The organism is Bradyrhizobium sp. IC3195, assembly GCF_020193585.1.
GTDB classification, from domain to species: domain Bacteria; phylum Pseudomonadota; class Alphaproteobacteria; order Rhizobiales; family Xanthobacteraceae; genus Bradyrhizobium; species Bradyrhizobium yuanmingense.
The window spans coordinates 25705-47095 of record NZ_JADYVG010000013.1 but is presented as its reverse complement, the minus strand read 5'-3'; the positions used below and the strand labels follow the sequence as shown (position 1 = coordinate 47095).

Below are 21391 nucleotides of genomic sequence, written 5' to 3'. Positions count from 1 at the left end.
TAACGAGATTGACGAGCAGTAGGCCGCGACGACGGTGCGCTCCCTCGCCCCGTTCTTACGGGGAGAGGTAAAGAATCACGCCGCCACGCGCTTGCTGCGATCGACCAGCGCCGCCAGCTCCCTCGCATTCGCCACCACGCGCACTGCGAGCGGCTGGTCGCGGCCGCGGATGGCGACCTCCTGCTGCGGCAGTGCGTCGTCGGCAATATCAGCGGTACGGCGCACTTCGTCCGAGACGATCGCCTCGCAGGCCAGCGTCTTGGTCATGTCCTGCAGGCGGGCGGCGACGTTGACGGCATCGCCGAGCGCGGTGAAGACGATGTGATCGCGATAGCCGATGTCGCCGATGATGACCTCGCCGCCGTGGATGCCGATGCCGAAGCGGATCGGCTGGCGCAGATCGTGGCTCAGGAGATCGTTGAGCTCGTCGATATGCGCAGCGATTCCCGCGGCGGCCTTCATCGCCTGCCGGCAGGCGGTTTGCGGGTCGGCCGCGAGTCCGAACAGCGCCAGCATGCCGTCGCCGACGAACTGGTTCGGCTGGCCGCCGTTCTCGATCACCGCTTGCGACACCGCGCCGAGGAAGCGGTTGACGATGAAGACCGTGTCGAACGGCAGGCGCTTCTCGGCCAGCTGCGTCGAGCCGCGCATGTCCACGAACAGGCTGACGAGATAGCGCTCCTGGCCGATACTGGCCGATGTCGAGGCTCCGTCCGTTGCATGCGTGTGAGCTGCGAAGAGCTGGAAGAACGAGAGATCGGAGGTCGGACGCAGCTGACAGGCCAATCTGATCGAGGGATCGGCGGTGCCGACGCGGGTGAGCACGAAAGCCTCGCGCTGCGACGGGGTGGGCAGGGCATCATGATCGCCGATGATGCGGATGCGGCAGGTCGAGCAGCGGGCGCGGCCGCCGCAGACGCTGGCATGCGGCACGTTGTGGCGCAGGCTCGCCTCCAGCACCGACAGGCCCTTGGGGACCCGCACCGTCTTGCCGTTGCCGTAGGACAGCGCGATCATTCCGCCGCGCCGTTCGCGTAAGGCGCGCACGCCGCGCGCCGCCAGCACCAGTCCCAACAGACCGAAATAGCCCATGGTGAGACCGCCCGCGATGCGTTCGAGCGTGTTGCCTTCCGCAACCGTGCCGACTTGGCGGCGGGTGAGATGCTGCTTGCGCCATTCGCTATCGTCACTGTCGACGGCGACGCTGCGGCCGCCCTGGTAGACGCCGAGCAGCGATAGCGTCGGGATCAGCACGGCGGCCGCGAGCAGATAGGGCGCCGCGCGCGTGAAGAACGGCTTCAGCCGAAGCCAGAAATAGACGCCGATGCAGCCGTGCACCCAGGCGATGAGAAGCAGGATCGTCATCTGCCAGATTAGGCCCGGTGCCGCGACGAAGAACAAATAGAGCTCCTGCGGATACAGCTTCTCGTGTCCGAACAGCGTCTGCGCGAGCCGTACGCCGATGACGTGGCCCATGACGAGGACGGGGATGCTCAAGCCGAGCACGAGCTGGAGCGGCTCGATCGTTCGCCAGCGGAACTGGCGGCGCTGATACAGCGCGTAGACGCCGAGCCCCATATGGGTGAGGGCGGCTGTATAGAACACGATCGCGACCGGGAGGAACTGCCAGAACAGCGTGTGGTAGTAGACCCCGGTCTCCATGGCATCGACCGAGATGTTGCCGAGCGCGTGGTTGAGGAAATGACTGACCACAAAGGCGAACAGGATGATGCCGCAAACGAGTCGCACCTGCCGCACGCCGGCGGCGCGGACGACTGACATCTGTGTGGGAGCGGTGGCCATGATTCGGTTGTGTCAGGTCATGGAGGAGACCAGCCAGCGTAGCCTTTAATTCCCGATATGGACAGCCAGCAGGATCGCCGAGACGACAGCCCCACATTGACTCCCCCTTCCAAGTCGGGGAAAAGCGCCGCCGTGACGATCGCTCCCGACATCTCTGCGCAGCCAGCCGGCGCCGAACGCCGTCTCATTCTCATGGCCGCAGCGATCATCGCTGCGATGACGCTGCTCCGCATCGTCTACGCCTCGGCCATCGAGCTGCGCACCGACGAGGCCTATTACTGGACCTGGTCCAAGGAGGCTGCGCTCAGCTTCCTCGATCATCCGCCCGGCATCGCCTGGCTGATCCGCTTCGGAACCGCGATCTTCGGCGACACCAATCTCGGCGTCCGCTTCGGCGGCATCGTCGCGATGCTGGTGACGCAGCTATTGCTCGCCGACATCGTCCGCCGCCTCACCCATGATGCGCGCGCGATCGTGTTCGCGGTGCTGATGCCGGAGGCCGCGCTTTATTACGGCCTGTTGATGGCCAAGGTTGCGCCCGATGTCGCGATGATCCCGTTCGCGGTCGCGATGATGTGGTCGCTGGTGCGGCTGGCGCAATGCGGCGACGGCCGCTGGTGGCTGGCGGCCGGCCTGTTCGCGGGCCTCGCGATGCTGTCGAAATTTACTGTGATCATGTTCGCGCCGGCGGTCGCCGCCTTTCTGCTGGTGCCGGATTGGCGCTGGCGCTGGCTGCGCAGTCCTTACCCGTATCTCGCCGTGCTGGTCGCGCTAGTGGTGTTCTCGCCGGTGCTGATCTGGAACGCACAGCACGACTGGGCCTCGTTCCGTTTCCAGGGCGTGCGCGCCACCGCCAATTACGGCGTCTCGCTGCGTACGATCGGCGATTACATCGGCCTGCAATTCGGCCTGGTCGGCTTCGTCTTGCTGCCGGTGGTGCTAACGGGCCTGGTGCTGACGGCGTGGCGCGGCTATCGCACGCGCGAGCCGGTCGCGATCCTTTTGTCGAGCGCGGTGCTGGTGCCGTTCGCCTACTTCTTCTTCAAGTCGCTGACGCTGCGCGTCGGCGACACCTGGCCGATGTTCATGTGGCCGGTCGGTTTTGCCGCCACCGCGGTCAACCTCGTCACGATGAGGAAAGAGGGATGGTCCGCCCGGATGCTGAGGTCCTCGCTGTTCTGGGCCAGGACAGCGATCGTCTTAGGCATTCCCTTCGTCATCATCGTGTTCCTCTACTACGTTGCCGCGCCCTGGAATCTGCTCGGCAAGATCGACCCGATCGGCGCCGAGGCCGGCTACGAGCAGGTCGCCGCGCGGACGCAAGCGGCCCTCGACGTAACAGGCGCGACCTGGATCGCAACCACGGACTACCGCACCTACGCCATGATGCGCTGGCTGTTCCGGGGCCGCGTGCCCGTGATTGAGATCAACGAGCGCGGCCGATTCCAGGACTTCCGCGATCCCGGCATGGACAGGATCAAGGGCCATGCCGGCATCTATGTCGGGCGCGAGCCGGACAACCGCGCATCACTGTGGGAGCACATTCCGGCGCAGCGCGAGCAACTCGCCACGGTCGAACGCCGCTGGCGCGGCGTCGTGGCTGATACTTATGTGATCGAAAAGCTCACCGGCTGGACCCCGCAGCTCTCGCCGCCAAAGGACTCGCCGCTGTTCCAGTGGAAGGTGCTGGCGGACGCCGGCGGGCGCTCGCGTTCTCTCTCCAAGCCTCTCCAGGAGCCTGGAGCGGGAGGGTAAGCGCGAGACTACTGCACGAGGTCAGCGACGGTGGTTGCGGCCTTGAGGCCGGTGCCGGTGAGAACGGCGACCGTTGTCTCGTTCGCATTGATGGCGCCGGTTGCGGCGAGCTTGTCGAGCGCCGCAGCCGCGCTGGCGCTGGTCGGCTCGGCAAACAGGCCCTGGCGCGCGAGGCGGCGCAGGGCGGCGACGATCTCGTCCTCGGTGAGCGCGATGGTGGCGCCGCCGCTCTCGCGCAGGGCGGCGATGATCTCACGCAGGCGGAGGGGAGTCTTGATCGCGGTGCCCTCGGCAACGGTCTTGCTCACCCCGCGCGCGACGGGCGTATCGACACCGGCCTTGAAGCTTGCATCGATCGGCGAGCAATTGAGCGGCTGCGCCGCGAACAGGCGCGGCAGCTTCGAGATCTGCCCGGCCTTCATCAGCTCGCGGAAGCCGAAGGCGCAACCCAGCAGACTGCTGCCGGCGCCGACGGGAATGATGACGTTGTCGGGCGCGCGGAATCCCAGATCTTCCCAGATCTCGTAGGCCAGCGACTTGGTGCCTTCGAGGAAGAACGGCTGCCAATTGTGGCTGGCGTAGAAGGTCTGGCTCGACTGCCGGATGGCCTCGGCCTCGGATTCCTCGCGCGGGCCCTCCACGAGCTGCACGGTCGCGCCGTAGGCGCGCACCTGCGCGATCTTGGCCGGCGACGTCGAGGCCGGCGCCAGAATCTTGACGCGCATGCCGCCGGCCGCACCCAGCCCCGCCATGGATGAGCCGCCGTTGCCGGAGGAATCCTCCAGAATGGCGTCGACACCGATCTGTCGCAGGAACGACAGCATCACCGCCGAACCGCGGTCCTTGAAGCTGCCAGTGGGGTTGAACCATTCGAGCTTGAACAGCGGGCGCAGCGCGCCCCAGTCCTGCTGGACCAGCGGCGTGCAGCCCTCGCCGAGCGTGATCGGGTTCTCGATCTCGACCGGCAGCGCCGCCCGGTAGCGCCAGAGCGACCGCGTCCGGCCATCGATGTCCTCGCGTGAGATGCCCGCCCCCGGCGTCACCAGCAGCGGCGTGCGCTCGTCCGAGCACCAGCGCGGCTGGTCCAAGGGATAGAGCTTTCCGTTGCGGGGATCGATGTAGCTGGCGGCAGGCATAGCAGTCTCCAGGGCGGGGGCGGCGCAGTGCACCGGACTTGAAGCCGGCCGCACGAAGCAACGCCTCCTTGAAAACACGAAAAACGAAACTACTTCAATTCCTTAAACCGGCCTCACCGGCAGGCGGCGAGCGCGATGAGCGGCGTCGGCAGGCCCGATGACGGGAATTTGGCCCCGAACGGCCCCTGCGCCCGGCCACGATTAACTTGTCTGTCGTCGCGGGCCGCTACAATATGTTGGATTGAGCTTGCGCCGCCGGTTCGGCGTCGCAAGTGAGCCAGGCCCGTCCGAGCGGCGGGCCGTTGGCTTTTTGGGAGCCTGGACATGAGCCGTGCCAACCGTACCGACCACATCCGCCTGACCTCCCATCCGGAGCCGGGCAGGAAGGCCGCCTTTCCCATCCATTGGGGCGCCGCTGATGCGCGCGCGCGCGGGCCGATCATCGGTACGGTGTCGCGCGCCGGGGATCGCAACGTGATCGGCAGCCATGGCGGGTCCTACGCGATGTACCGCGCGCTCGCGGTCTCCGCCGGGGCGCTGGACCCGATCAGGCGTCCTGACCTCACCAATACCTTTCCGGCCGCCACCATCGGTCCGTTCGAGCAATGGACCGATCCCACAAAAATCGTCGCGCTCGATCCCTGGGGGCATCTGGTCGCCGAGAACTTTCGCCAGGAGATCGCCGAGGGCGCGGACATCCGCCCGAGCATCGCGGTGACTCGGGCGCGGCTCGACCTGCCGGAGATTCGCGATGCGCTCGCCGCAAAGCGGCTGCGCGCCGATGGCGAGGTCGTGCACGCCAATGGCAGCGTGTCGGTGGTGAAGATCGCGATCGATCCGGTGTGGTACCTGCCGGGCCTTGCGGCGCGCTTCGGCACCGGCGAGACCGAGCTGCGGCGCACGCTGTTCGAGCAGACCGCCGGGATGTTCCCGGAGCTCGTGACGCGCCCGGACATGAAGGTGTTCCTGCCGCCGATCGGCGGCACCACGGTCTACCTGTTCGGCGACGTGACGAAACTGCCGGACCATCGCACCAGGATCACCTGCCGCGTGCATGACGAGTGCAACGGGTCCGATGTGTTCGGCTCCGACATCTGCACCTGCCGGCCCTATCTGATCCACGGCATCGAGGAATCCGCGCGCGGCGCGCAGGAGGGCGGGCTCGGGCTGGTCGTCTACAACCGCAAAGAAGGCCGCGCGCTCGGTGAGGTCACCAAATTCCTGGTCTACAATGCGCGCAAGCGGCAGGAGGACGGCGATGCGGCCGCCGCTTATTTCGAGCGCACCGAGTGCGTGGCTGGCGTCCAGGACGCGCGCTTCCAGCAATTGATGCCGGATACGATCCACTGGCTCGGCCTCAAGCGCATTGACCGCTTCCTGTCGATGAGCGACATGAAATACGACGCGTTGACCTCGCAAGGCATCGACATCGTCGAGCGTGTGCCGATCCCGCTGGAGCTGATTCCCGCCGACGCCCATGTCGAGATCGCCGCCAAGAAGGCCGCGGGCTACTACTCGACCGACATCGCACCGGAAAAGGACGTGAACGGCGTGGTCGGGCGTTCGCTGGAAAAATACTGATCGCGATGGCGGACGCTTTGGAATCGCAGGCACGCGCGCTGCTCACCGCAAAGGCGGTGCGCGCGCGCGCCGGGCAGATGCTCGAGCTCGGCCTTGCCGGCGGGCTCACCCATTTCACGGTCGATCTCGACCGCATCGATGGCGTTGCCGATGCCGTGCTCGCGGTGACCCGTAAAGCCTATCCGACGCTTGACATTCCCTTCCATGCGCGCTGGCGGCACTTCGTGCTCGGCGGCGTCGACCGCTGGGCCCGGCTTGCCGATGCTGCGTCCTGGCCGGATCGCGCGGCGCAAGCGCGCGCCGAGTTCGACCTCGCCATCGTCAGCGTGCTGCTCGATGCCGGCGCCGGCGCAGCTTGGCGCTATCGCGACAGCGTGACGGGAGCAGACGTAGGGCGATCGGAAGGGCTCGCGATCGCGAGCCTCGACATGTTCGCGAGCGGGCTGTTTTCGCGCGATGCGCGTGCGCCGTTCAGGGCCGATGCGGAGGTGCTTGAAAGACTGCCTCTTGGCTCACTCACCTCCGCCTTTCAGGTGACCGAGGCCAATCCGCTGCTCGGCCTGGAGGGACGCACCGACCTGCTGCGGCGTCTGGGCAGGCAGGTCTCGGAGCGTGCGGACGTGTTCGGCTTGCACGATACGCCGCGGCCGGGCGGGCTGTTCGATCATATCGCAGCGCATGCGATCGGCGGCGCCGTCGCTGCGCCCGCGATCCTGTCCGCGGTGCTGAACCGGCTCGGGCCGATCTGGCCGTCGCGACTTGAGCTTGCGGGCGTGCCGCTCGGCGATTGCTGGCGACATCCGGCGATCAAGGCGGACGACGGCACGGCAGGCCTCGTGCCGCTGCACAAGCTGTCGCAATGGCTGAGCTATTCGCTGATCGAGCCGCTGCAGCGCGCCGGCTTTGAGGTGACCGACATCGATGGCCTGACCGGGCTCGCCGAATACCGCAACGGCGGTCTGTTCGTCGATCATGACGTGCTGCGCCTGCGCGATGCCGCCGATGCCGCGCGTGCGCATGAAGTGGATTCGCTGCTCGTCGTGGAGTGGCGCGCGCTGACAATTGCATTGCTCGACAGGTTGGCGGAGCGCATTCGCGCCAAGCTCGGCCGCACCCCTCGGACCTTGCCGCTTGCGAGCATCCTCGAAGGCGGCACGTGGGCGGCGGGCCGCGCCATCGCATTTGCACGCCGTCCCGATGGATCGCCGCCGCTCAAGGTGATCAGCGACGGCACGGTATTTTAAACCCTCTCCCCTTGTGGGAGAGGGTGGCTTCGCGAAGCGAAGCCGGGTGAGGGGTTGTCGCCGCGGGCACATCTCTCAGTTGGAGTTCGCGGAGAGATACCCCTCATCCGGCGCTTCGCGCCACCTTCTCCCACAAGGGGAGAAGGGAAAAGCAAGAGCATCTCATCATGGAAGGCGTCACGATCGTCGATCATCCGCTGGTGCAGCACAAGCTGACGCTGGTGCGGGACAAGTCCATCTCGACCAAGTCGTTCCGCGAGCTGATCAAGGAGATCGGCATGTTGCTGTGCTATGAGGTGACGCGCGACCTGCCGCTCACCGACACCGTGATCGAGACGCCGCTGGCGACGATGCACTCGGCCAAGATCGCCGGCAAGAAGCTGGTATTCGTGCCGATGCTGCGCGCCGGCACCACCTTCGTCGACGGCATGATGGATCTGGTGCCGACCGCGCGCGTCGCCCATATCGGACTCTACCGCGAGCCGCACAGCTTTGCCGCCGTGGAGTACTTCTTCAAATCGCCCTCCGACCTCAGCGAGCGCCTCGCCATCGTGGTGACGCCGGTGGTCGCCACCGCCAACACCGCCGTCGCCGCCATCGACCGGCTGAAGGAGCGCGGCGCCAGGGACATCCGCCTCGCCTGCCTGATCGCCGCACCGGAAGGGCTCGAACGGCTGCGCGGATTGCACCCGGACGTGCCGATCTGGACGGCGGCGGTGGATGAAGGGCTCGACGACAACGGGTTCATCCTGCCGGGCCTCGGCGATGCCGGCGACCGCGCCTACGGAACGCGGTAAGTGCTGGGCGCGTTTTAGGAACAGCTTCCACCGCGCGAGGTTCTCCTGCTTTGCGATGGAGAGCAACGATGACCTATCAGAATGAGGACCGCAGGGCCGACAGAGCGCGCCGCAACAGCCCGGTCGGCTGGGCAGTCGGCGCGATCTTCGTGATCGCCGTGGTCGCGGCCGTCTTCTTCTACAATGGTCGCGAGTTCGGTCCCCAGACCACGACCTCGAACCCGAACACGGCGCCGAACGTCACCACCGGATCGAATCCACCGGCTGCGCCGGCGAAGTGATGCGCCAGGAGCGGGCCGTCACACCTTCCCGCTGCCGCAAATGCCCTTCAGTGCCTGCCACTCCTTGTCGGTCAGCAGCGGCGGGCCGCTGGCGGGCCGGTCCTCCTTCGTCATGCGCGCGAGGCGGTCCTCGGTCAGCGGATGGCTGGCGAGGATATTCGTCAGGCCGGAGCCGCCCTCTTTGCCGGTGATGCGGAACATCAGCTGGGCGGCGGGCTTCGGCGACCGGCCGAGCGCATGCATGATCTCGATCGCGAAAGTGTCGGCGCCGGTCTCGGCTTCGCGCGAATAGGACGCTTCGACCAGGCTGCGCGAGGCGAAGATCACGGCCGAGGAGCCGGTGATGTCGCCGAACAAGAGGCCGATCAGGAACGAGGTGCCGCCATTGTAGATCAGGCCGCGCATGTTGTCGTAATGCTTGAGATGGCCGAGCTCGTGGGCGAGGATGCCGGCGAGCTCGTCGGGACTCTCGGCCTTGTCGAGCAGGCCCTTCAGCACGAACACCTTGCCGCCGGGCAGCGCGAAGGCATTCGGTATCGAGCTCGGCAGCACGCCGGCCGTCATTGTGTCGTCGAGGCCGGCCGCATCGCGCAGGCGGTTGACGATCTTCGTGAACGCGGCCTTGCCCGCGGGGTCTTCGCACACGCCGCGGCCGAAGATGGTCTTCATCTGCACTTCGGCGGCATCGCCGATGCGCCGTTCCACGGGCTTCGGCACCAGCGGCGCGAGTCGGTCGGCGGCGAGCGGAACGCCGAACAGGACGACGCAGACGATGGAGACGGTGGCGGCAACCGACCAGCCCACGATTTTCGCGACGCCGCTGCGCGTCGTCTGGTGCTCGTCGAGGCGCGTGCAGCGCGCGGCTATGTCCGCGGCGAGCACGGCATCGCGGATCTCCAGCCGCGCCAGAGGCGGTGCGGACGTCGCAGCCAGGCGCAGGATTCCGGGGGGACTGTCGGCGCGGCGAACGTCGGCATAGGCCCAGCGAACAGGCGTTGCGCCGTCCTCGGCGATCTCGAGCGCATCACTGAGCGTCAGCGTCACCTGCCGTCTGCGGCTCGACACGCCGTCGAAGAAGATGGTCGGGCTCTCCGACTGCGCCGGGGTCTTTGCAAACACGTCACTCACAGCTCAGAATCCCGCGACATCGAGTCCGTCGGCAAAGCCTTCGCCGAGCGCGCCGGCAAGCTGACCGCTGCCGCGCACGTCCGCCGCGGCCCAGATGTTGTGCACCTCGACGGTCTCCAGCACCTTGGCCCAAAGATCGCGTTGAAGATAGACCCGCATGACGATGTTGATGGCAAGAGCGAGCGCGAAATAGCCGATCACCATCATCGCCACCATCGGGATGCTCTTCGTCGCATTGTCGCCGGCGAAGATCTCCTCGGCGGAAACGCCTGTGAGCGAGACGACCAGGAAGGCGCTGCCGCCCATATAGGCTGCGAACGCGACCGTGAGCAGCATCCACCAGCCGATCACTTTCCAGTACAGGCCGTAGAAGGCATCATGAGGCAATTCCGAGGACAGGCTGACGCCACCGATGCGGATGCCATCGAGCCACCAGCGCCATTCGCGCGCCTTGAACTCGGCATAGAAGAACGGTGCGAGCGGGAAGATGATCAGCGCGATCGGGCTGAGCAGCCAGAGCCACCAGCCGCGCTTGAAGAAGGTCCAGCCGTCGGCGTCGAAATCGCCGCGGAGATCGCCGTAATGGGTGTGCCGCATCTTGTAGCGTTCGAGCGCCGCCGCGCGCCAGGGCAGCGCGAGACCGAGCGTCAGGAGCACCAGCAAGCCCCATAGCATGGCGCGAAACGCGTAAGCCCAGCCGGAGCCGTCCATCCAGAAGCGGACGCCGCGCCAGACCGTGCGGGTCAGGCGGTAGCGCCGCGCGCGAAAAATCGCGAACTGGCCGAAGGCGTAGAAGGCGATGAATAGCGGCGTCGAGGCAAAGGCCTGCCAGCGCTCGAACTCGATGCCAATGAGAAAATAGGCGAGATAGATCGGCACCAGGATCGCGAGCGCGAACAGGAAGCCGACCAGGAGCTCCTTGGCCCGTCCGGTGTATTCGGCCGCATCGCCATCGATCGCGGTGTGCGTCCACAGATGACGGCGGATGTCGGTGACGAGCCAGAACCGGTAGAAGCCGAAGGTCACGAGCTCGAGCATGGCACCCTTGGTGACCATTTTGCGGAACTCGGAGCGGCTGCCGGAGAAATCGACCCGCGTCGCCGGCAGCGGCGGGGGCAAGGGTTCGGACCCGATCGGGGTCCATTGCATGTCGTTCACGGCGGCAACCTCGGGATGCGGATCTGTTCCGGCCAAACTATAGATCAGAGATTAGTCGATCCCCAAGATGAGCGGGTTCGATTTAGCTCGATTCCAGCGGGTTTCTCGCACGATTCTCTGTCGTTCGGCGTGCGGGAGGTCACGTTCTCGTGGCGCCGTGACGATCGTGCAACGCGCTCGTGAAGGCTGGATGAGGCAAAACTCTCCCTTGCCCCGGCGCAGACAACCGGCTGTAATTGCAAATCAAATACCGCAGCGCAGAATTCAACGACGCGCGGTTCATATTCAGGGAGAACGGTCATGCATGGGACCATCGAAAGCGCGGCCAAGCTCGACGCCTTGCGCGAGCGCGCGATGTCGCTGCCGCTGGAGCAGTTCGATCCCGGCGACCCCGAATTGTTCAGGACCGATACGTTCTGGCCCTATTTCGACCGGCTGCGCCGCGAGGATCCCGTGCATTACTGCAAGGACTCGATGTTCGGGCCGTACTGGTCGGTGACGCGCTACAATGACATCATGGAGATCGAGACCAACCATGCGGTGTTCTCCTCGGCCTCCGCGCTCGGCGGCATCACCATCCGCGACATCGATCCGGATCTACGCCGTGAGAGCTTCATTTCGATGGACCCGCCGCGCCATGCCGCCCAGCGCAAGACCGTGGCGCCGATGTTCACGCCGACGCATCTGGACAATCTCGCCATCAACATCCGCAAGCGCTCGGCCGAGTGCCTGGACAACCTTCCCCGCGGCGAGGTGTTCGACTGGGTCGACCGCGTCTCGATCGAGCTCACCACGCAGATGCTTGCGGTGCTGTTCGATTTCCCCTGGGAGGATCGCCGCAAGCTGACGCGCTGGTCCGACGTCGCCACCACGATTCCCGGCCCGGACGGTCTCGTCGCCACCGAGGACGAGCGGATGGCCGAACTCGCCGAATGCGCGGCCTATTTCTCGAGGCTGTGGAAGGAGCGCATCGAACAGCCGCCGAAGAGCGACCTATTGTCGATGATGGCGCATGGCACTGCTACGCGCGACATGGATGCGAAGAACTTCCTCGGCAATCTTATCCTCCTGATCGTCGGCGGCAACGACACCACGCGCAACACCATGTCGGGCTCGCTTCTCGCGCTGAGCCAGCATCCGGAGCAATATCGCAAGCTGCGCGAGAACCCTGACCTGCTCGACAGTTTCGTGCCGGAGGTGATCCGCTGGCAGACACCGCTGGCGCATATGCGCCGCACGGCGCTGTCCGATTTCGAGTTCCGCGGCAAGCAGATCAAGAAGGGTGACAAGGTCGTGATGTGGTACGTCTCGGGCAACCGCGATGAGGAGGCGATCGACAGGCCCTACGAGTTCATCATCGACCGCGCCCGCCCGCGTACGCACCTGTCCTTCGGCTTCGGCATCCATCGCTGCGTCGGCCTGCGGCTCGCCGAGCTCCAGCTCAAGATTATTTGGGAGGAAATTCTCAAGCGGTTCGACCATATTGATGTGGTCGGCGAACCCACTCGGGTCTATTCGAGTTTTGTAAAGGGTATCGAAACGCTGCCGGTGAAGATTGCTGCGTGAGTCGAACGCAACGGAGCCACGATCATGAACATCCAAGCGCCGGTTAAAGTGGACAAGGCCGAACGCATGCGGAAGGCGCGCGAGGAGGCCTATGCGACGCCGTTGTCGCAATTCCACCCCGGCGCGCCCCGGCTGTTCCAGGACGACACGCTGTGGCCCTGGTTCGAGCGGCTGCGTAAGGAAGAGCCGGTGCATTACTGCACCAATGCGCCGATCGAGCCGTATTGGTCGGTGGTGAAGTACAACGACATCATGCATGTCGACACCAATCACGGCATCTTCTCCTCGGATTCCAAGCTCGGCGGCATCTCGATCCGCGACGTGCCGGAAGGCTACGACTATCCGAGCTTCATCGCGATGGACCAGCCCCGGCATTCGGCGCAGCGCAAGACGGTGTCGCCGATGTTCACGCCGACACACCTGAACGAGCTGGCAAAGCTGATCCGACAGCGCTCGCAGACCGTGCTGGACAATCTGCCGCGCAACGAGACGTTCAACTTCGTCGAGCGCGTCTCCATCGAGCTGACCACGCAGATGCTGGCGACCCTGTTCGACTTCCCCTGGGAGGAGCGGCGCAAGTTGACGCGCTGGTCCGACGTTTCCACCGCGCTGCCCAAGAGCGGCATCGTCGCCAGCGCCGAAGAGCGCCGCCGCGAGATGGACGAGTGCTACGCCTACATGTCCAAGCTCTGGAACGAGCGTGTCAACTCCGCGCCGCGCAACGACCTGTTGTCGCTGATGGCCCACAACGAGGCCACGCGCCACATGGACCCCGACAACCTCATGGGCAACATCATCCTGCTCATCGTCGGCGGCAACGACACCACGCGCAACACCATGACCGGCTCGGTGCTGGCGCTGAACGAGAACCCGGAGCAGTACGACAAGCTGCGCGAAAATCCGGAGCTGATCGATTCCATGGTGCCGGAGGTGATCCGCTGGCAGACGCCGCTGGCGCATATGCGGCGTACTGCGCTCCAGGACACCGAGATCGGCGGCAAGCACATCAGGAAGGGCGACCGGGTCGTGATGTGGTACGTCTCCGGCAATCGCGACGAGGAGATGTTCGACAAGCCGAACGAGTTCATCATCGACCGCCCCCGCCCGCGCACGCACCTCTCCTTCGGCTTCGGCATCCACCGCTGCGTCGGCATGCGGCTCGCCGAGCTGCAGCTCAAGATCGTCTGGGAGGAGATGCTGAAGCGCTTCGACCGCATCGAGGTGGTCGGCGAGCCCAAGCGGATCTATTCGAGCTTCATCAAGGGATATGAGACGCTGCCGGTGCGGATTCCGGGCTGAGCTCTCTCCTACCGTCATTGCGAGGAGCGAAGCGACGAAGCAATCCAGACTGTCACCGCGGAGGGATTTCTGGATTGCTTCGCTGCGCTCGCAATGACGGGGTCCTGGACACACCTGCTCGTCACGCCCGCACCGGCAGGCACGGCACTCCCCAGCTATAAAATTCCGGCATGACAGCTCGCGCCAGATGCGAAGGCACGACCGCGCGCGGCTGTTCTACCACACGCCATCTAACTCAGCCTGATGTCCCACACGCCGTCCTTGCGGCAGGCGGCGACTTCCTCGCGCAGCAGCGCGGTGATGGCGAGCGAGGCCGTCGAGGCCGGGCGGTCGATTGGAGAGGCAAAGATGAGCTCGCGCGTCATCGGCTTGGATACGGGGGCGGTTTCCAGCCGCCCGTCCGCGACCTCGCCGTGGACCGAGGACGGCGGCAGCAGCGCGAAGCCGAGGCCCTCCTCGACCAGGCTCGTCAGCACGCGAAACGAATCCGCCTCCAGTTGGACGTCGAGCTTGATTTTGCGCTGGGCCGCGGCGTGCTCGATCAGCGCCCGAAGGCCGTGGGAATGAGAGGGCAGCACCAGCCGTTGCCGCAGCAGCCAGCCGATGTCGACGCTCTTCTTGCGCGCCAAGCCGCAGCCGCGCGGACCGACCGCGACGATGTTGTCGCGCCCCAGGCTCTGCACGTTGAGATGCAGGTCGGCCGAGCGGCCGTACAGGATGGCGAGATCCATCTCGCCGCGATGCAGCCATTCGACCAGATGCCCGCTGTAGCTCTCGACGATGCGCAGCGAGATGCCGGGAAATTTTTCGACACAGCGCCGTGCAAAGCGCGCCGACAGCACGCAGCTCACGGTCGGAACCAGGCCGAGCACGACATGGCCGGACGGCGGCCCCTTGGCCGACTGGATGTCGTCGCGGATCTGGTCGATCTGCCGCACGATGCCGGAGGTGCGTGCGAGCAGCAGGCGGCCGGCCTCGGTCAGCACCATGCCGCGGCCGTTGCGCGTGAAGAGTTCGGTGCGCAGCTCGTGTTCCAGGAGCTTGATCTGCCTGGAGAGCGCCGGCTGCGCCACGCGCAACGTGTCGGAGGCCTTGGACAGGCTGCCGAGCTCCGCCACGCAACTGAAGGTCCTGAGCTGCCGGAAATCCATGCTTGCCAATCCTGGAAGGCTACTCCATACGCTATAACAAATGAGCATAGGGGGCGGGCATTGTTTTCACAACGCCCGTGGGTTGGCCGGCGTTATCTTTAACTGCCGCTGAGAATTGGAAACGCCATGAGTCAAGAACACCACGCCGAAGATTACGCCGACATCCGCGAGGCCATAGCCAAGCTCTGCGCCCAGTTCCCCGGCGAATATTGGCGCAAGCTCGACCGCGAGATGGCCTACCCCAAGGCGTTCGTCGATGCGCTGACCGAGGCCGGCTATCTCTCGGTGCTGATTCCCGAGGAATATGGCGGCGCGGGCCTGAAGCTGTCGGCGGCCGCCGCGATCCTGGAAGAGATCCAGCGCGCCGGCTGCAACGGCGGCGGCTGCCACGCCCAGATGTACACGATGGGCACGGTGCTCAGGCACGGCAATGCCGAGCAGAAGGCAAAGTACCTGCCGAAGATCGCGAGCGGCGAGTTGCGCCTGCAGGCGTTCGGCGTCACCGAGCCGACCAGCGGCACCGACACCTCCTCGCTGAAGACGTTCGCGCGCAAGGACGGCAACGACAGCTACATCGTCAACGGCCAGAAGATCTGGACCAGCCGCGCCGAGCATTCCGATCTGATGGTGCTGCTGGCGCGCACCACGCCGAAGGACCAGGTCAAGAAGCGCACCGACGGCCTGTCGGTGTTCATCGTCGACATGCGCGAGGCCAAGAACAACGGTCTCGAGATCCGCCCGATCCGCACCATGATGAACCACGCCACCACCGAAGTGTTCTTCACCGACATGAGGGTGCCGGCGGAGAATCTGATCGGCGAGGAAGGCAAGGGCTTTCGCTACATCCTCTCCGGCATGAATGCCGAGCGCATCCTGATCGCGGCCGAATGCGTCGGCGACGCCAAGTGGTTCATCGCGAAGGCGACGAACTACGCCAAGGAGCGCGCCGTGTTCGGCCGGCCGATCGGCCAGAATCAAGGCATCCAGTTTCCGATCGCCAAGGCCTACGCCTCGATGCGCGCGGCCGAGCTGATGGTGAAGGAAGCCACGCGCAAATACGAGGCCGGGCTCGATTGCGGCGCGGAGGCCAACATGGCCAAGATGCTGGCGGCGGATGCGTCCTGGGAAGCGGCGAACGCCTGCATCCAGACCCATGGCGGCTTCGGCTTTGCCGAGGAATATGACGTCGAGCGCAAGTTCCGCGAGACGCGGCTCTACCAGGTGGCGCCGATCTCGACCAACCTCGTGCTGTCCTTCGTCGCCGAGCACGTGCTCGGCATGCCGCGCTCGTACTGAGGTTGCGGTCATGGGAGCATTGGACGGGATCAGGGTGATTGCGGTCGAGCAGGCGGTGGCGGCGCCGTTCTGCTCGTCGCGCCTGGCGGATGCCGGCGCGGAGGTGATCAAGATCGAGCGGCCCGAAGGCGATTTCGCCCGCGGCTATGACGCAGCGGCCAAGGGCCAGAGCAGCTACTTCGTCTGGCTCAACCGCGGTAAGCAATCGCTCGTGGTCGATCTCACGACGAAGGAAGGCCGCGCCGAGCTGGAGAAGCTGATCGCGAGCGCGGACGTGCTGATCCAGAACCTGAAACCCGGCTCGATGGACAAGCTCGGCTTCTCGCGCGAGCGGCTCCTGAAGGACTATCCCAAGCTGATCTCGTGCACCATCACCGGCTATGGTGACGAAGGTCCCTATGCTCATCGCAAGGCCTATGATCTGCTGATCCAGGCCGAGAGCGGCCTCGCCTCGATCACCGGCAATCCCGACGGCGCCTCGCGCGTCGGCATGTCGATCGTGGACGTCGCGACCGGCGCCACCGCGCATGCCGCGATCCTGGAGGCACTGATCGCGCGCGGGCGCACCGGCAAGGGCGCCGACATCCGCATCTCCATGTTCGACGTGATGGCGGACTGGTGCACCGTGCCGCTGCTCAATGCCGAAGCCGGCAATCCGCCCAAGCGGATGGGCCTGCGGCATCCGTCGATCGCACCGTACGGCGTTTTCACCTCCAAGGATGGCAAGGACATCCTGATCTCGATCCAGAGCGAACGCGAGTGGAAGACGCTGTGCGCGAAGGTTCTGGATCAGCCGGACCTGCCGGCCGATCCCCGCGTCGCCAACATGGTCGAGCGCGTGCGCAACCGCGACTTCACCGACACGATTGTGGCCGAGATCTTCGGCAGGATGACGCGCGACGAGCTGTTGAAGCGGCTCTCGGACGCCGACATCGCATTCGCCGAGGTCAACACCATGGCCGACCTCGCCAACCATCCGCATCTGCGGCGGATCGAGGTCGACACGCCGAACGGCCGCGTCAGCTATCCCGCGCCGGCGCCGATCATCGTCGGCGAGACGCGCAGCTACGGCGCCGTGCCCGCGATCGGCGAGCGTCCCCAGTCCAAATAAAGAGAGCGAGGCGTCATGACCGAGAAGCTCGACATCGATCATCTCAGGCAATGGATCGGCCGCAGCCAGGAGGCCACCGACATCGTCACCGCGCAGCTTGTGAAGGGCCTGCGCGCGACATTGTTCCAGGAGGTCGGCGAGCCCAAGACGGGCGATGCTGCGCCGTTCACGGTGCATTGGTGCCTGGCGCAGCCGGTGTTCCCGATGTCGATGCTCGGGCCCGACGGCCACCCGACCCGCGGCGGCTTCCTGCCGCCGGTGCCGCTGCCGCGCCGGATGTGGGCGGGCGGCGAGATCGAGTTCTTGCAGCCCTTGCGCGTCGGCGATGAATCGACGCGGACCTCGCGCATTGCCGACGTGCAAGTGAAGACGGGCTCGACCGGCACGCTGTGCTTCGTCTCGGTCGAGCACAGCATCTCCTCACCGAGGGGCACGGCGATCCGCGAGCGGCAGGACATCGTCTATCGCGAGATGACCGGCGGCGCGCCGGCTGGCGGCAAGGCGTCGCCTCCGCCGCCGCAGGCGCAGCATCGCGAAACGCATGTGTCCGATCCCGTGCTGCTGTTCCGCTACTCCGCGCTGACCTTCAACGGCCACCGCATCCATTACGACCGCGACTACGTCACTGAGGTCGAGGGCTATCCGGGCCTGATCTTCCACGGTCCACTACAGGCAGCGCTGATCGTCGAGATGGCGGCCAAGCTTCGTGGCGGCAAGGCGCCGAAGAAGTTTTCGTATCGCGGCGTGCAACCGCTGTTCGAAGGCACGGAGTTCTCGGTCAACGCCAACGAGACCGAGGCGGGCATGGAGCTGTGGACCGCGAATGCGGAGGGGCAGCCGACGATGAAGGGCACGGCGGTGTGGTGATAGTCTCTCCTCGTCATTGCGAGGAGCGAAGCGACGAAGTAATCCAGACTGGCTCTCTGCGGAGAGATTCTGGATTGCTTCGCTTCGCTCGCAATGACGGGTGGGGCTGCTACGTTCAATCAATAAACGCAGGGACGGAACCAATGGCCAGGAACGGCAAGACCGGCAGCAAGCCCGTCACCGTGAAGCAGGCGACGCTCGATCTCTTGCGTGCCTTCGGCATCGACAGGGTGTTCGGCAACCCTGGTTCGACCGAGCTGCCGTTCCTCAGCGACTGGCCCGACGATCTCGACTACGTGCTGGCGCTGCAGGAAGCTTCCGCCGTCGGCATGGCCGATGGCTATGCGCAGGCGACGCGCAATGCCGGCTTCGTCAATCTGCATTCGGCGGCCGGCGTCGGCAACGCGCTCGGCAACATCTACACCGCGCATCGCAACCAGACCCCGCTAGTGATCACTGCAGGCCAACAGGCGCGCTCGATCCTGCCCTTGCAGGCGTTTCTCTATGCCGAGCGCGCCTCCGAGTTTCCGCGACCTTATGTGAAATACAGCGTCGAGCCGGCAAGGCCGGAGGACGTGCCCGCCGCGATCGCGCGGGCCTATTACACCGCGATGCGGCCGCCGTGCGGGCCGACCTTCGTGTCGATCCCGATCGACGACTGGGCCCATGCCTGCGCGCCGGTCGAGGCGCGCAGGGTCAGCCGCGAGATCGGCCCTGAGCTGGAGCCGATGAAGGCGCTGGTTGCGGCGCTCGCCTCAAGCAAACACCCCGCGCTCGTCGTCGGCCCGGGCGTCGATCGCGCCGGCGCGGTGGATCTGATGGTGCGCGTCGCCGAGAAGAGCAAGGCGAGCGTCTGGGTTAGCCCGTTCTCGGCACGCTGCTCGTTCCCCGAGAGGCATCCGCAATTCGCAGGCTTTCTGCACGCCTCGCCGGCGCAGTTGTCCGATGCGCTGCGCGAGCACGATGTCGTCGTCGTCATCGGCGCGCCGGTGTTCACCTTCCATGTCGAGGGCCATGCCGCGATCTTCGACCGCGGCGCGACCATCTTCCAGATCACGGATGACGCGGATGCCGCCGCAGTGACGCCATCGGGCACCAGCATCATCGCGACGATGAAGCCAGCGCTCGGCCTGCTGCTCGACCTGCTGCCGGAGAGCAAGCGCGCGGCGCCAAAAGGCCGCACACTGCCGCCGGCGCCGCAGCCCGCCGATCCGCTGCCGGTCGAATTCCTGCTGCATTCGCTGTCGCAGGCGATGCCGGATGACGCATCACTTGTCGAGGAAGTGCCCTCGCACCGGCCGGCAATGCAAAAATTCCTGCCGATGCGCGGCCAGGACAGTTTCTACACCATGGCGAGCGGCGGCCTCGGCTATTCTCTGCCCGCCGCCGTCGGTATGGCGCTCGGCAAGCCGAAGCAGCGCACGGTGTGCCTGATCGGCGACGGCTCGGCGATGTACTCGATCCAAGCGCTCTGGACCGCCGCGCAGCGCAAGCTGCCGCTCACAATCGTCGTCATCAACAATTCCGGCTACGGCGCGATGCGCTCGTTCAGCCAGGTCATGCAGGTGCGCAACGTGCCGGGGCTGGAGCTGCCGGGGATCGATTTCGTCCGGCTTGCCGAGGGCATGGGCTGCCGTGCGGTGCGGGTGACGAAGGCTGCGGAGCTGGGCGAAGCGCTGAAGCGCGGCATGGCGTATGCGGGCACGAGCCTCGTTGAGGTCGTCGTGGATTCCGCAGTGCCTGTGCTGTACGGGCAGAAGCATTGACCGTGTCGTAGCCCGGATGGAGCGCAGCGTAATCCGGGAATCCTGCCACAGGCGAGTCGGCCCTGGATTGCGCTGCGCTCCATCCAGGCTACGACATCACGACGCCAAAAAACCTCCGTCGGCCGCGAGCACATGCCCGACGACATACGACGACGCATCCGACGACAGCCACACCACGGCCTCGGCGACCTCCTCCGGGCTGCCCATCCGCCGCAGCGGCAGGCCTGCGCTGACCGTCGCCACATCGCCGACGCCGGCGCGCAGCATCATGTCTGTGACGACGCGGCCGGGCGCGATCGCATTGATGCGAATGCCGCGCGGCGCGTTCTCCATCGCCGCCGAGCGCGTCAGCGAGATCGCGGCGGCCTTTGAGGCCGAGTAGAGCGAAAAGCCTGGATTGGGATTGCGCACCCCGCTGACGGAGGTGTTGACGACGATGCTGCCGCGCCCCTGCGCCAGCATCGCCGGCAATTGATGGCGCAGGCAGAGGAACAGCGCGCGGACATTGGTGTCGAACACGCTGTCGTAGATCTCCGTGCCCTGCTCCTCCAGGGGCGCGCGGCGCTCCTGGAAGCCGGCATTGTTGAAGGCAACGTCGAGCCGGCCGCAGCGCCCGACGGCTGTGCCGACGAGGCGCGCGACCTCGTCTTCCTTCGTGATGTCGGTCTGAAGCGCGATCGCCTCCGTGCCGAGCTCGCGGCACGCGGCGGCGGTGGCCTCGATCTCGGCCTCGCGCCGGCCGGCGACGACGATCGCTTCCGCCCCTTCGGCCGCCATCCTCAGCGCCGTTGCGCGCCCGATGCCGCTGCCGCCGCCCGTGATCAGGCAGACCTTGCCGCTCATGCGCTGACCGGTCGGCAAGGCTTCGCTCATGGTCCACTCCAAACACTTGCGCGCGCCGTTGCGCCCATATAGTTGTATGATACAACTATATGGTCGAGTCAAGCCATGGCCGAGCTTTCGCTGATTGACGACATCCGCGCCGCCTCGCGCCTGATGGTGCGCGAACTCGGCTTCATGGACGCCACGGTGGCGGCCTCGGGCTATCCGCCCTCGGCGGTCCACACCATCCTGGAGATCGGCATTCGTGGCCCCATGACGTCGGGCGAGCTCGGCGATTTCCTGCGGCTGGAGAAATCCAGCGTCAGCCGTCTGGTGCGCAAGCTCATCGATTGCGGCGAGCTCAAGGAGACGCCGGACGAGGCGGATGCGCGCAGCAAGCTGCTGTCGCTGACGGCGAAGGGCCGGCGCACGCTGGAGGCCCTCCACGCGTTCGGCCGGCAGCAGGTCCGCGGCGCGCTGGCGGCGCTGACGCCGGCCGAGCAGCGCACGGTGTGCGAGGGCATGATGCTCTATGCGCAGGCGCTGCGCGCGAGCCGGGTGGGGGAGACGGTGGCGGTGGTGTGATGCGCGAGGTTGCTGAAGCTGCTTCTACACGCTCGGTGTCATCGC

General features: G+C 65.9%; 18 protein-coding genes. 12 read left to right on the top strand and 6 right to left on the bottom strand.

The genetic code is table 11. The features are described from left to right. Positions 1–75 precede the first annotated feature (75 nt). Positions 76–1803, bottom strand: coding sequence for an adenylate/guanylate cyclase domain-containing protein (locus I6F09_RS23400; RefSeq protein WP_225189133.1), 1728 nt, complete (start codon positions 1801–1803; stop codon positions 76–78). 192 nt (positions 1804–1995) lie between these two features. Here I6F09_RS23400 and I6F09_RS23395 point away from each other — a divergent pair, with 192 nt between their 5' ends. Further along, a complete protein-coding gene (locus I6F09_RS23395) occupies positions 1996–3558 on the top strand; it encodes a glycosyltransferase family 39 protein (RefSeq protein WP_225189197.1) in 1563 nt (520 codons plus the stop codon). 8 nt (positions 3559–3566) lie between these two features. On the opposite strand, the gene I6F09_RS23390 is transcribed toward I6F09_RS23395, so the two are convergent. Next, positions 3567–4694: a threonine synthase gene (locus tag I6F09_RS23390; protein WP_225189132.1), complete on the bottom strand. Its 1128-nt coding sequence runs from the start codon at positions 4692–4694 to the stop codon at positions 3567–3569. A gap of 324 nt (positions 4695–5018) precedes the next feature. Here I6F09_RS23390 and I6F09_RS23385 point away from each other — a divergent pair, with 324 nt between their 5' ends. From I6F09_RS23385 to I6F09_RS23370, 4 genes are all read left to right on the top strand, one after another. Beyond that, the gene (locus tag I6F09_RS23385; protein WP_036009713.1) at positions 5019–6275 is read left to right on the top strand and encodes a GTP cyclohydrolase II; all 1257 of its coding nucleotides are present in this window, start codon (positions 5019–5021) and stop codon (positions 6273–6275) included. A gap of 5 nt (positions 6276–6280) precedes the next feature. Continuing rightward, positions 6281–7519, top strand: a complete 1239-nt coding sequence (locus tag I6F09_RS23380) for a URC4/urg3 family protein (protein WP_225134813.1) — start codon at positions 6281–6283, stop codon at positions 7517–7519. A gap of 167 nt (positions 7520–7686) precedes the next feature. Next, a complete protein-coding gene (gene upp, locus I6F09_RS23375) occupies positions 7687–8316 on the top strand; it encodes a uracil phosphoribosyltransferase (protein ID WP_036009715.1) in 630 nt (209 codons plus the stop codon). Between the two features lie 68 nt (positions 8317–8384). After that, entirely contained in the window at positions 8385–8597 is a 213-nt protein-coding gene (locus I6F09_RS23370; protein WP_036028638.1) for a hypothetical protein, read from the top strand. An 18-nt stretch (positions 8598–8615) separates the two neighbouring features. Here I6F09_RS23370 and I6F09_RS23365 read toward each other — a convergent pair whose 3' ends face one another. Next, positions 8616–9725 carry a M48 family metallopeptidase gene (locus I6F09_RS23365; protein ID WP_225189131.1) on the bottom strand — a complete coding sequence of 370 codons (1110 nt, stop codon included), beginning with the start codon at positions 9723–9725 and terminating at the stop codon, positions 8616–8618. Positions 9726–9728: 3 nt separating this feature from the next. Further along, positions 9729–10874: a DUF898 family protein gene (locus tag I6F09_RS23360; RefSeq protein WP_193374982.1), complete on the bottom strand. Its 1146-nt coding sequence runs from the start codon at positions 10872–10874 to the stop codon at positions 9729–9731. A 309-nt stretch (positions 10875–11183) separates the two neighbouring features. Between I6F09_RS23360 and I6F09_RS23355 the strand changes: the two genes are divergently transcribed. Together I6F09_RS23355 and I6F09_RS23350 are read left to right on the top strand one after the other, a co-directional pair. Continuing rightward, complete coding sequence (locus I6F09_RS23355) at positions 11184–12449, top strand: cytochrome P450 (RefSeq protein ID WP_225189130.1); 1266 nt, start codon at positions 11184–11186, stop codon at positions 12447–12449. A gap of 24 nt (positions 12450–12473) precedes the next feature. Beyond that, a complete protein-coding gene (locus tag I6F09_RS23350; RefSeq protein WP_225189129.1) occupies positions 12474–13748 on the top strand; it encodes a cytochrome P450 in 1275 nt (424 codons plus the stop codon). Between the two features lie 230 nt (positions 13749–13978). On the opposite strand, the gene I6F09_RS23345 is transcribed toward I6F09_RS23350, so the two are convergent. After that, positions 13979–14899, bottom strand: coding sequence for a LysR substrate-binding domain-containing protein (locus tag I6F09_RS23345; protein ID WP_225189128.1), 921 nt, complete (start codon positions 14897–14899; stop codon positions 13979–13981). Between the two features lie 126 nt (positions 14900–15025). Between I6F09_RS23345 and I6F09_RS23340 the strand changes: the two genes are divergently transcribed. From I6F09_RS23340 to mdlC, 4 genes are all read left to right on the top strand, one after another. Continuing rightward, complete coding sequence (locus I6F09_RS23340) at positions 15026–16195, top strand: acyl-CoA dehydrogenase family protein (RefSeq protein WP_225144228.1); 1170 nt, start codon at positions 15026–15028, stop codon at positions 16193–16195. A 10-nt stretch (positions 16196–16205) separates the two neighbouring features. Further along, positions 16206–17306 carry a CaiB/BaiF CoA-transferase family protein gene (locus I6F09_RS23335; RefSeq protein WP_225189127.1) on the top strand — a complete coding sequence of 367 codons (1101 nt, stop codon included), beginning with the start codon at positions 16206–16208 and terminating at the stop codon, positions 17304–17306. A 15-nt stretch (positions 17307–17321) separates the two neighbouring features. Then, on the top strand, positions 17322–18173 hold the full coding sequence (locus I6F09_RS23330) for a MaoC family dehydratase N-terminal domain-containing protein (RefSeq protein WP_225189126.1): 852 nt from the start codon (positions 17322–17324) through the stop codon (positions 18171–18173). A 143-nt stretch (positions 18174–18316) separates the two neighbouring features. Further along, complete coding sequence (mdlC, locus tag I6F09_RS23325) at positions 18317–19939, top strand: benzoylformate decarboxylase (protein ID WP_225189125.1); 1623 nt, start codon at positions 18317–18319, stop codon at positions 19937–19939. A gap of 96 nt (positions 19940–20035) precedes the next feature. On the opposite strand, the gene I6F09_RS23320 is transcribed toward mdlC, so the two are convergent. Continuing rightward, positions 20036–20812 (bottom strand): glucose 1-dehydrogenase, encoded by a 777-nt coding sequence (locus I6F09_RS23320; RefSeq protein ID WP_057027781.1) that lies wholly within the window; start codon positions 20810–20812, stop codon positions 20036–20038. Between the two features lie 75 nt (positions 20813–20887). Between I6F09_RS23320 and I6F09_RS23315 the strand changes: the two genes are divergently transcribed. Continuing rightward, positions 20888–21346: a MarR family winged helix-turn-helix transcriptional regulator gene (locus I6F09_RS23315; protein ID WP_109145220.1), complete on the top strand. Its 459-nt coding sequence runs from the start codon at positions 20888–20890 to the stop codon at positions 21344–21346. The last annotated feature ends 45 nt before the right edge of the window (positions 21347–21391 follow it).

Excerpts from the sequence above, each read along its gene's own strand:
- I6F09_RS23400 (WP_225189133.1), bottom strand. The coding sequence starts at position 1,803 with ATGGCCACCGCTCCCACACAGATGTCAGTCGTCCGCGCCGCCGGCGTG.
- upp (WP_036009715.1), top strand. The coding sequence starts at position 7,687 with ATGGAAGGCGTCACGATCGTCGATCATCCGCTGGTGCAGCACAAGCTG.
- I6F09_RS23390 (WP_225189132.1), bottom strand. The coding sequence starts at position 4,694 with ATGCCTGCCGCCAGCTACATCGATCCCCGCAACGGAAAGCTCTATCCC.
- I6F09_RS23335 (WP_225189127.1), top strand. The coding sequence starts at position 16,206 with ATGGGAGCATTGGACGGGATCAGGGTGATTGCGGTCGAGCAGGCGGTG.
- I6F09_RS23395 (WP_225189197.1), top strand. The coding sequence starts at position 1,996 with ATGGCCGCAGCGATCATCGCTGCGATGACGCTGCTCCGCATCGTCTAC.
- I6F09_RS23370 (WP_036028638.1), top strand. The coding sequence starts at position 8,385 with ATGACCTATCAGAATGAGGACCGCAGGGCCGACAGAGCGCGCCGCAAC.
- I6F09_RS23315 (WP_109145220.1), top strand. The coding sequence starts at position 20,888 with ATGGCCGAGCTTTCGCTGATTGACGACATCCGCGCCGCCTCGCGCCTG.
- I6F09_RS23350 (WP_225189129.1), top strand. The coding sequence starts at position 12,474 with ATGAACATCCAAGCGCCGGTTAAAGTGGACAAGGCCGAACGCATGCGG.
- I6F09_RS23380 (WP_225134813.1), top strand. The coding sequence starts at position 6,281 with ATGGCGGACGCTTTGGAATCGCAGGCACGCGCGCTGCTCACCGCAAAG.
- mdlC (WP_225189125.1), top strand. The coding sequence starts at position 18,317 with ATGGCCAGGAACGGCAAGACCGGCAGCAAGCCCGTCACCGTGAAGCAG.
- I6F09_RS23345 (WP_225189128.1), bottom strand. The coding sequence starts at position 14,899 with ATGGATTTCCGGCAGCTCAGGACCTTCAGTTGCGTGGCGGAGCTCGGC.
- I6F09_RS23330 (WP_225189126.1), top strand. The coding sequence starts at position 17,322 with ATGACCGAGAAGCTCGACATCGATCATCTCAGGCAATGGATCGGCCGC.
- I6F09_RS23385 (WP_036009713.1), top strand. The coding sequence starts at position 5,019 with ATGAGCCGTGCCAACCGTACCGACCACATCCGCCTGACCTCCCATCCG.
- I6F09_RS23340 (WP_225144228.1), top strand. The coding sequence starts at position 15,026 with ATGAGTCAAGAACACCACGCCGAAGATTACGCCGACATCCGCGAGGCC.
- I6F09_RS23360 (WP_193374982.1), bottom strand. The coding sequence starts at position 10,874 with ATGCAATGGACCCCGATCGGGTCCGAACCCTTGCCCCCGCCGCTGCCG.
- I6F09_RS23320 (WP_057027781.1), bottom strand. The coding sequence starts at position 20,812 with ATGAGCGAAGCCTTGCCGACCGGTCAGCGCATGAGCGGCAAGGTCTGC.
- I6F09_RS23355 (WP_225189130.1), top strand. The coding sequence starts at position 11,184 with ATGCATGGGACCATCGAAAGCGCGGCCAAGCTCGACGCCTTGCGCGAG.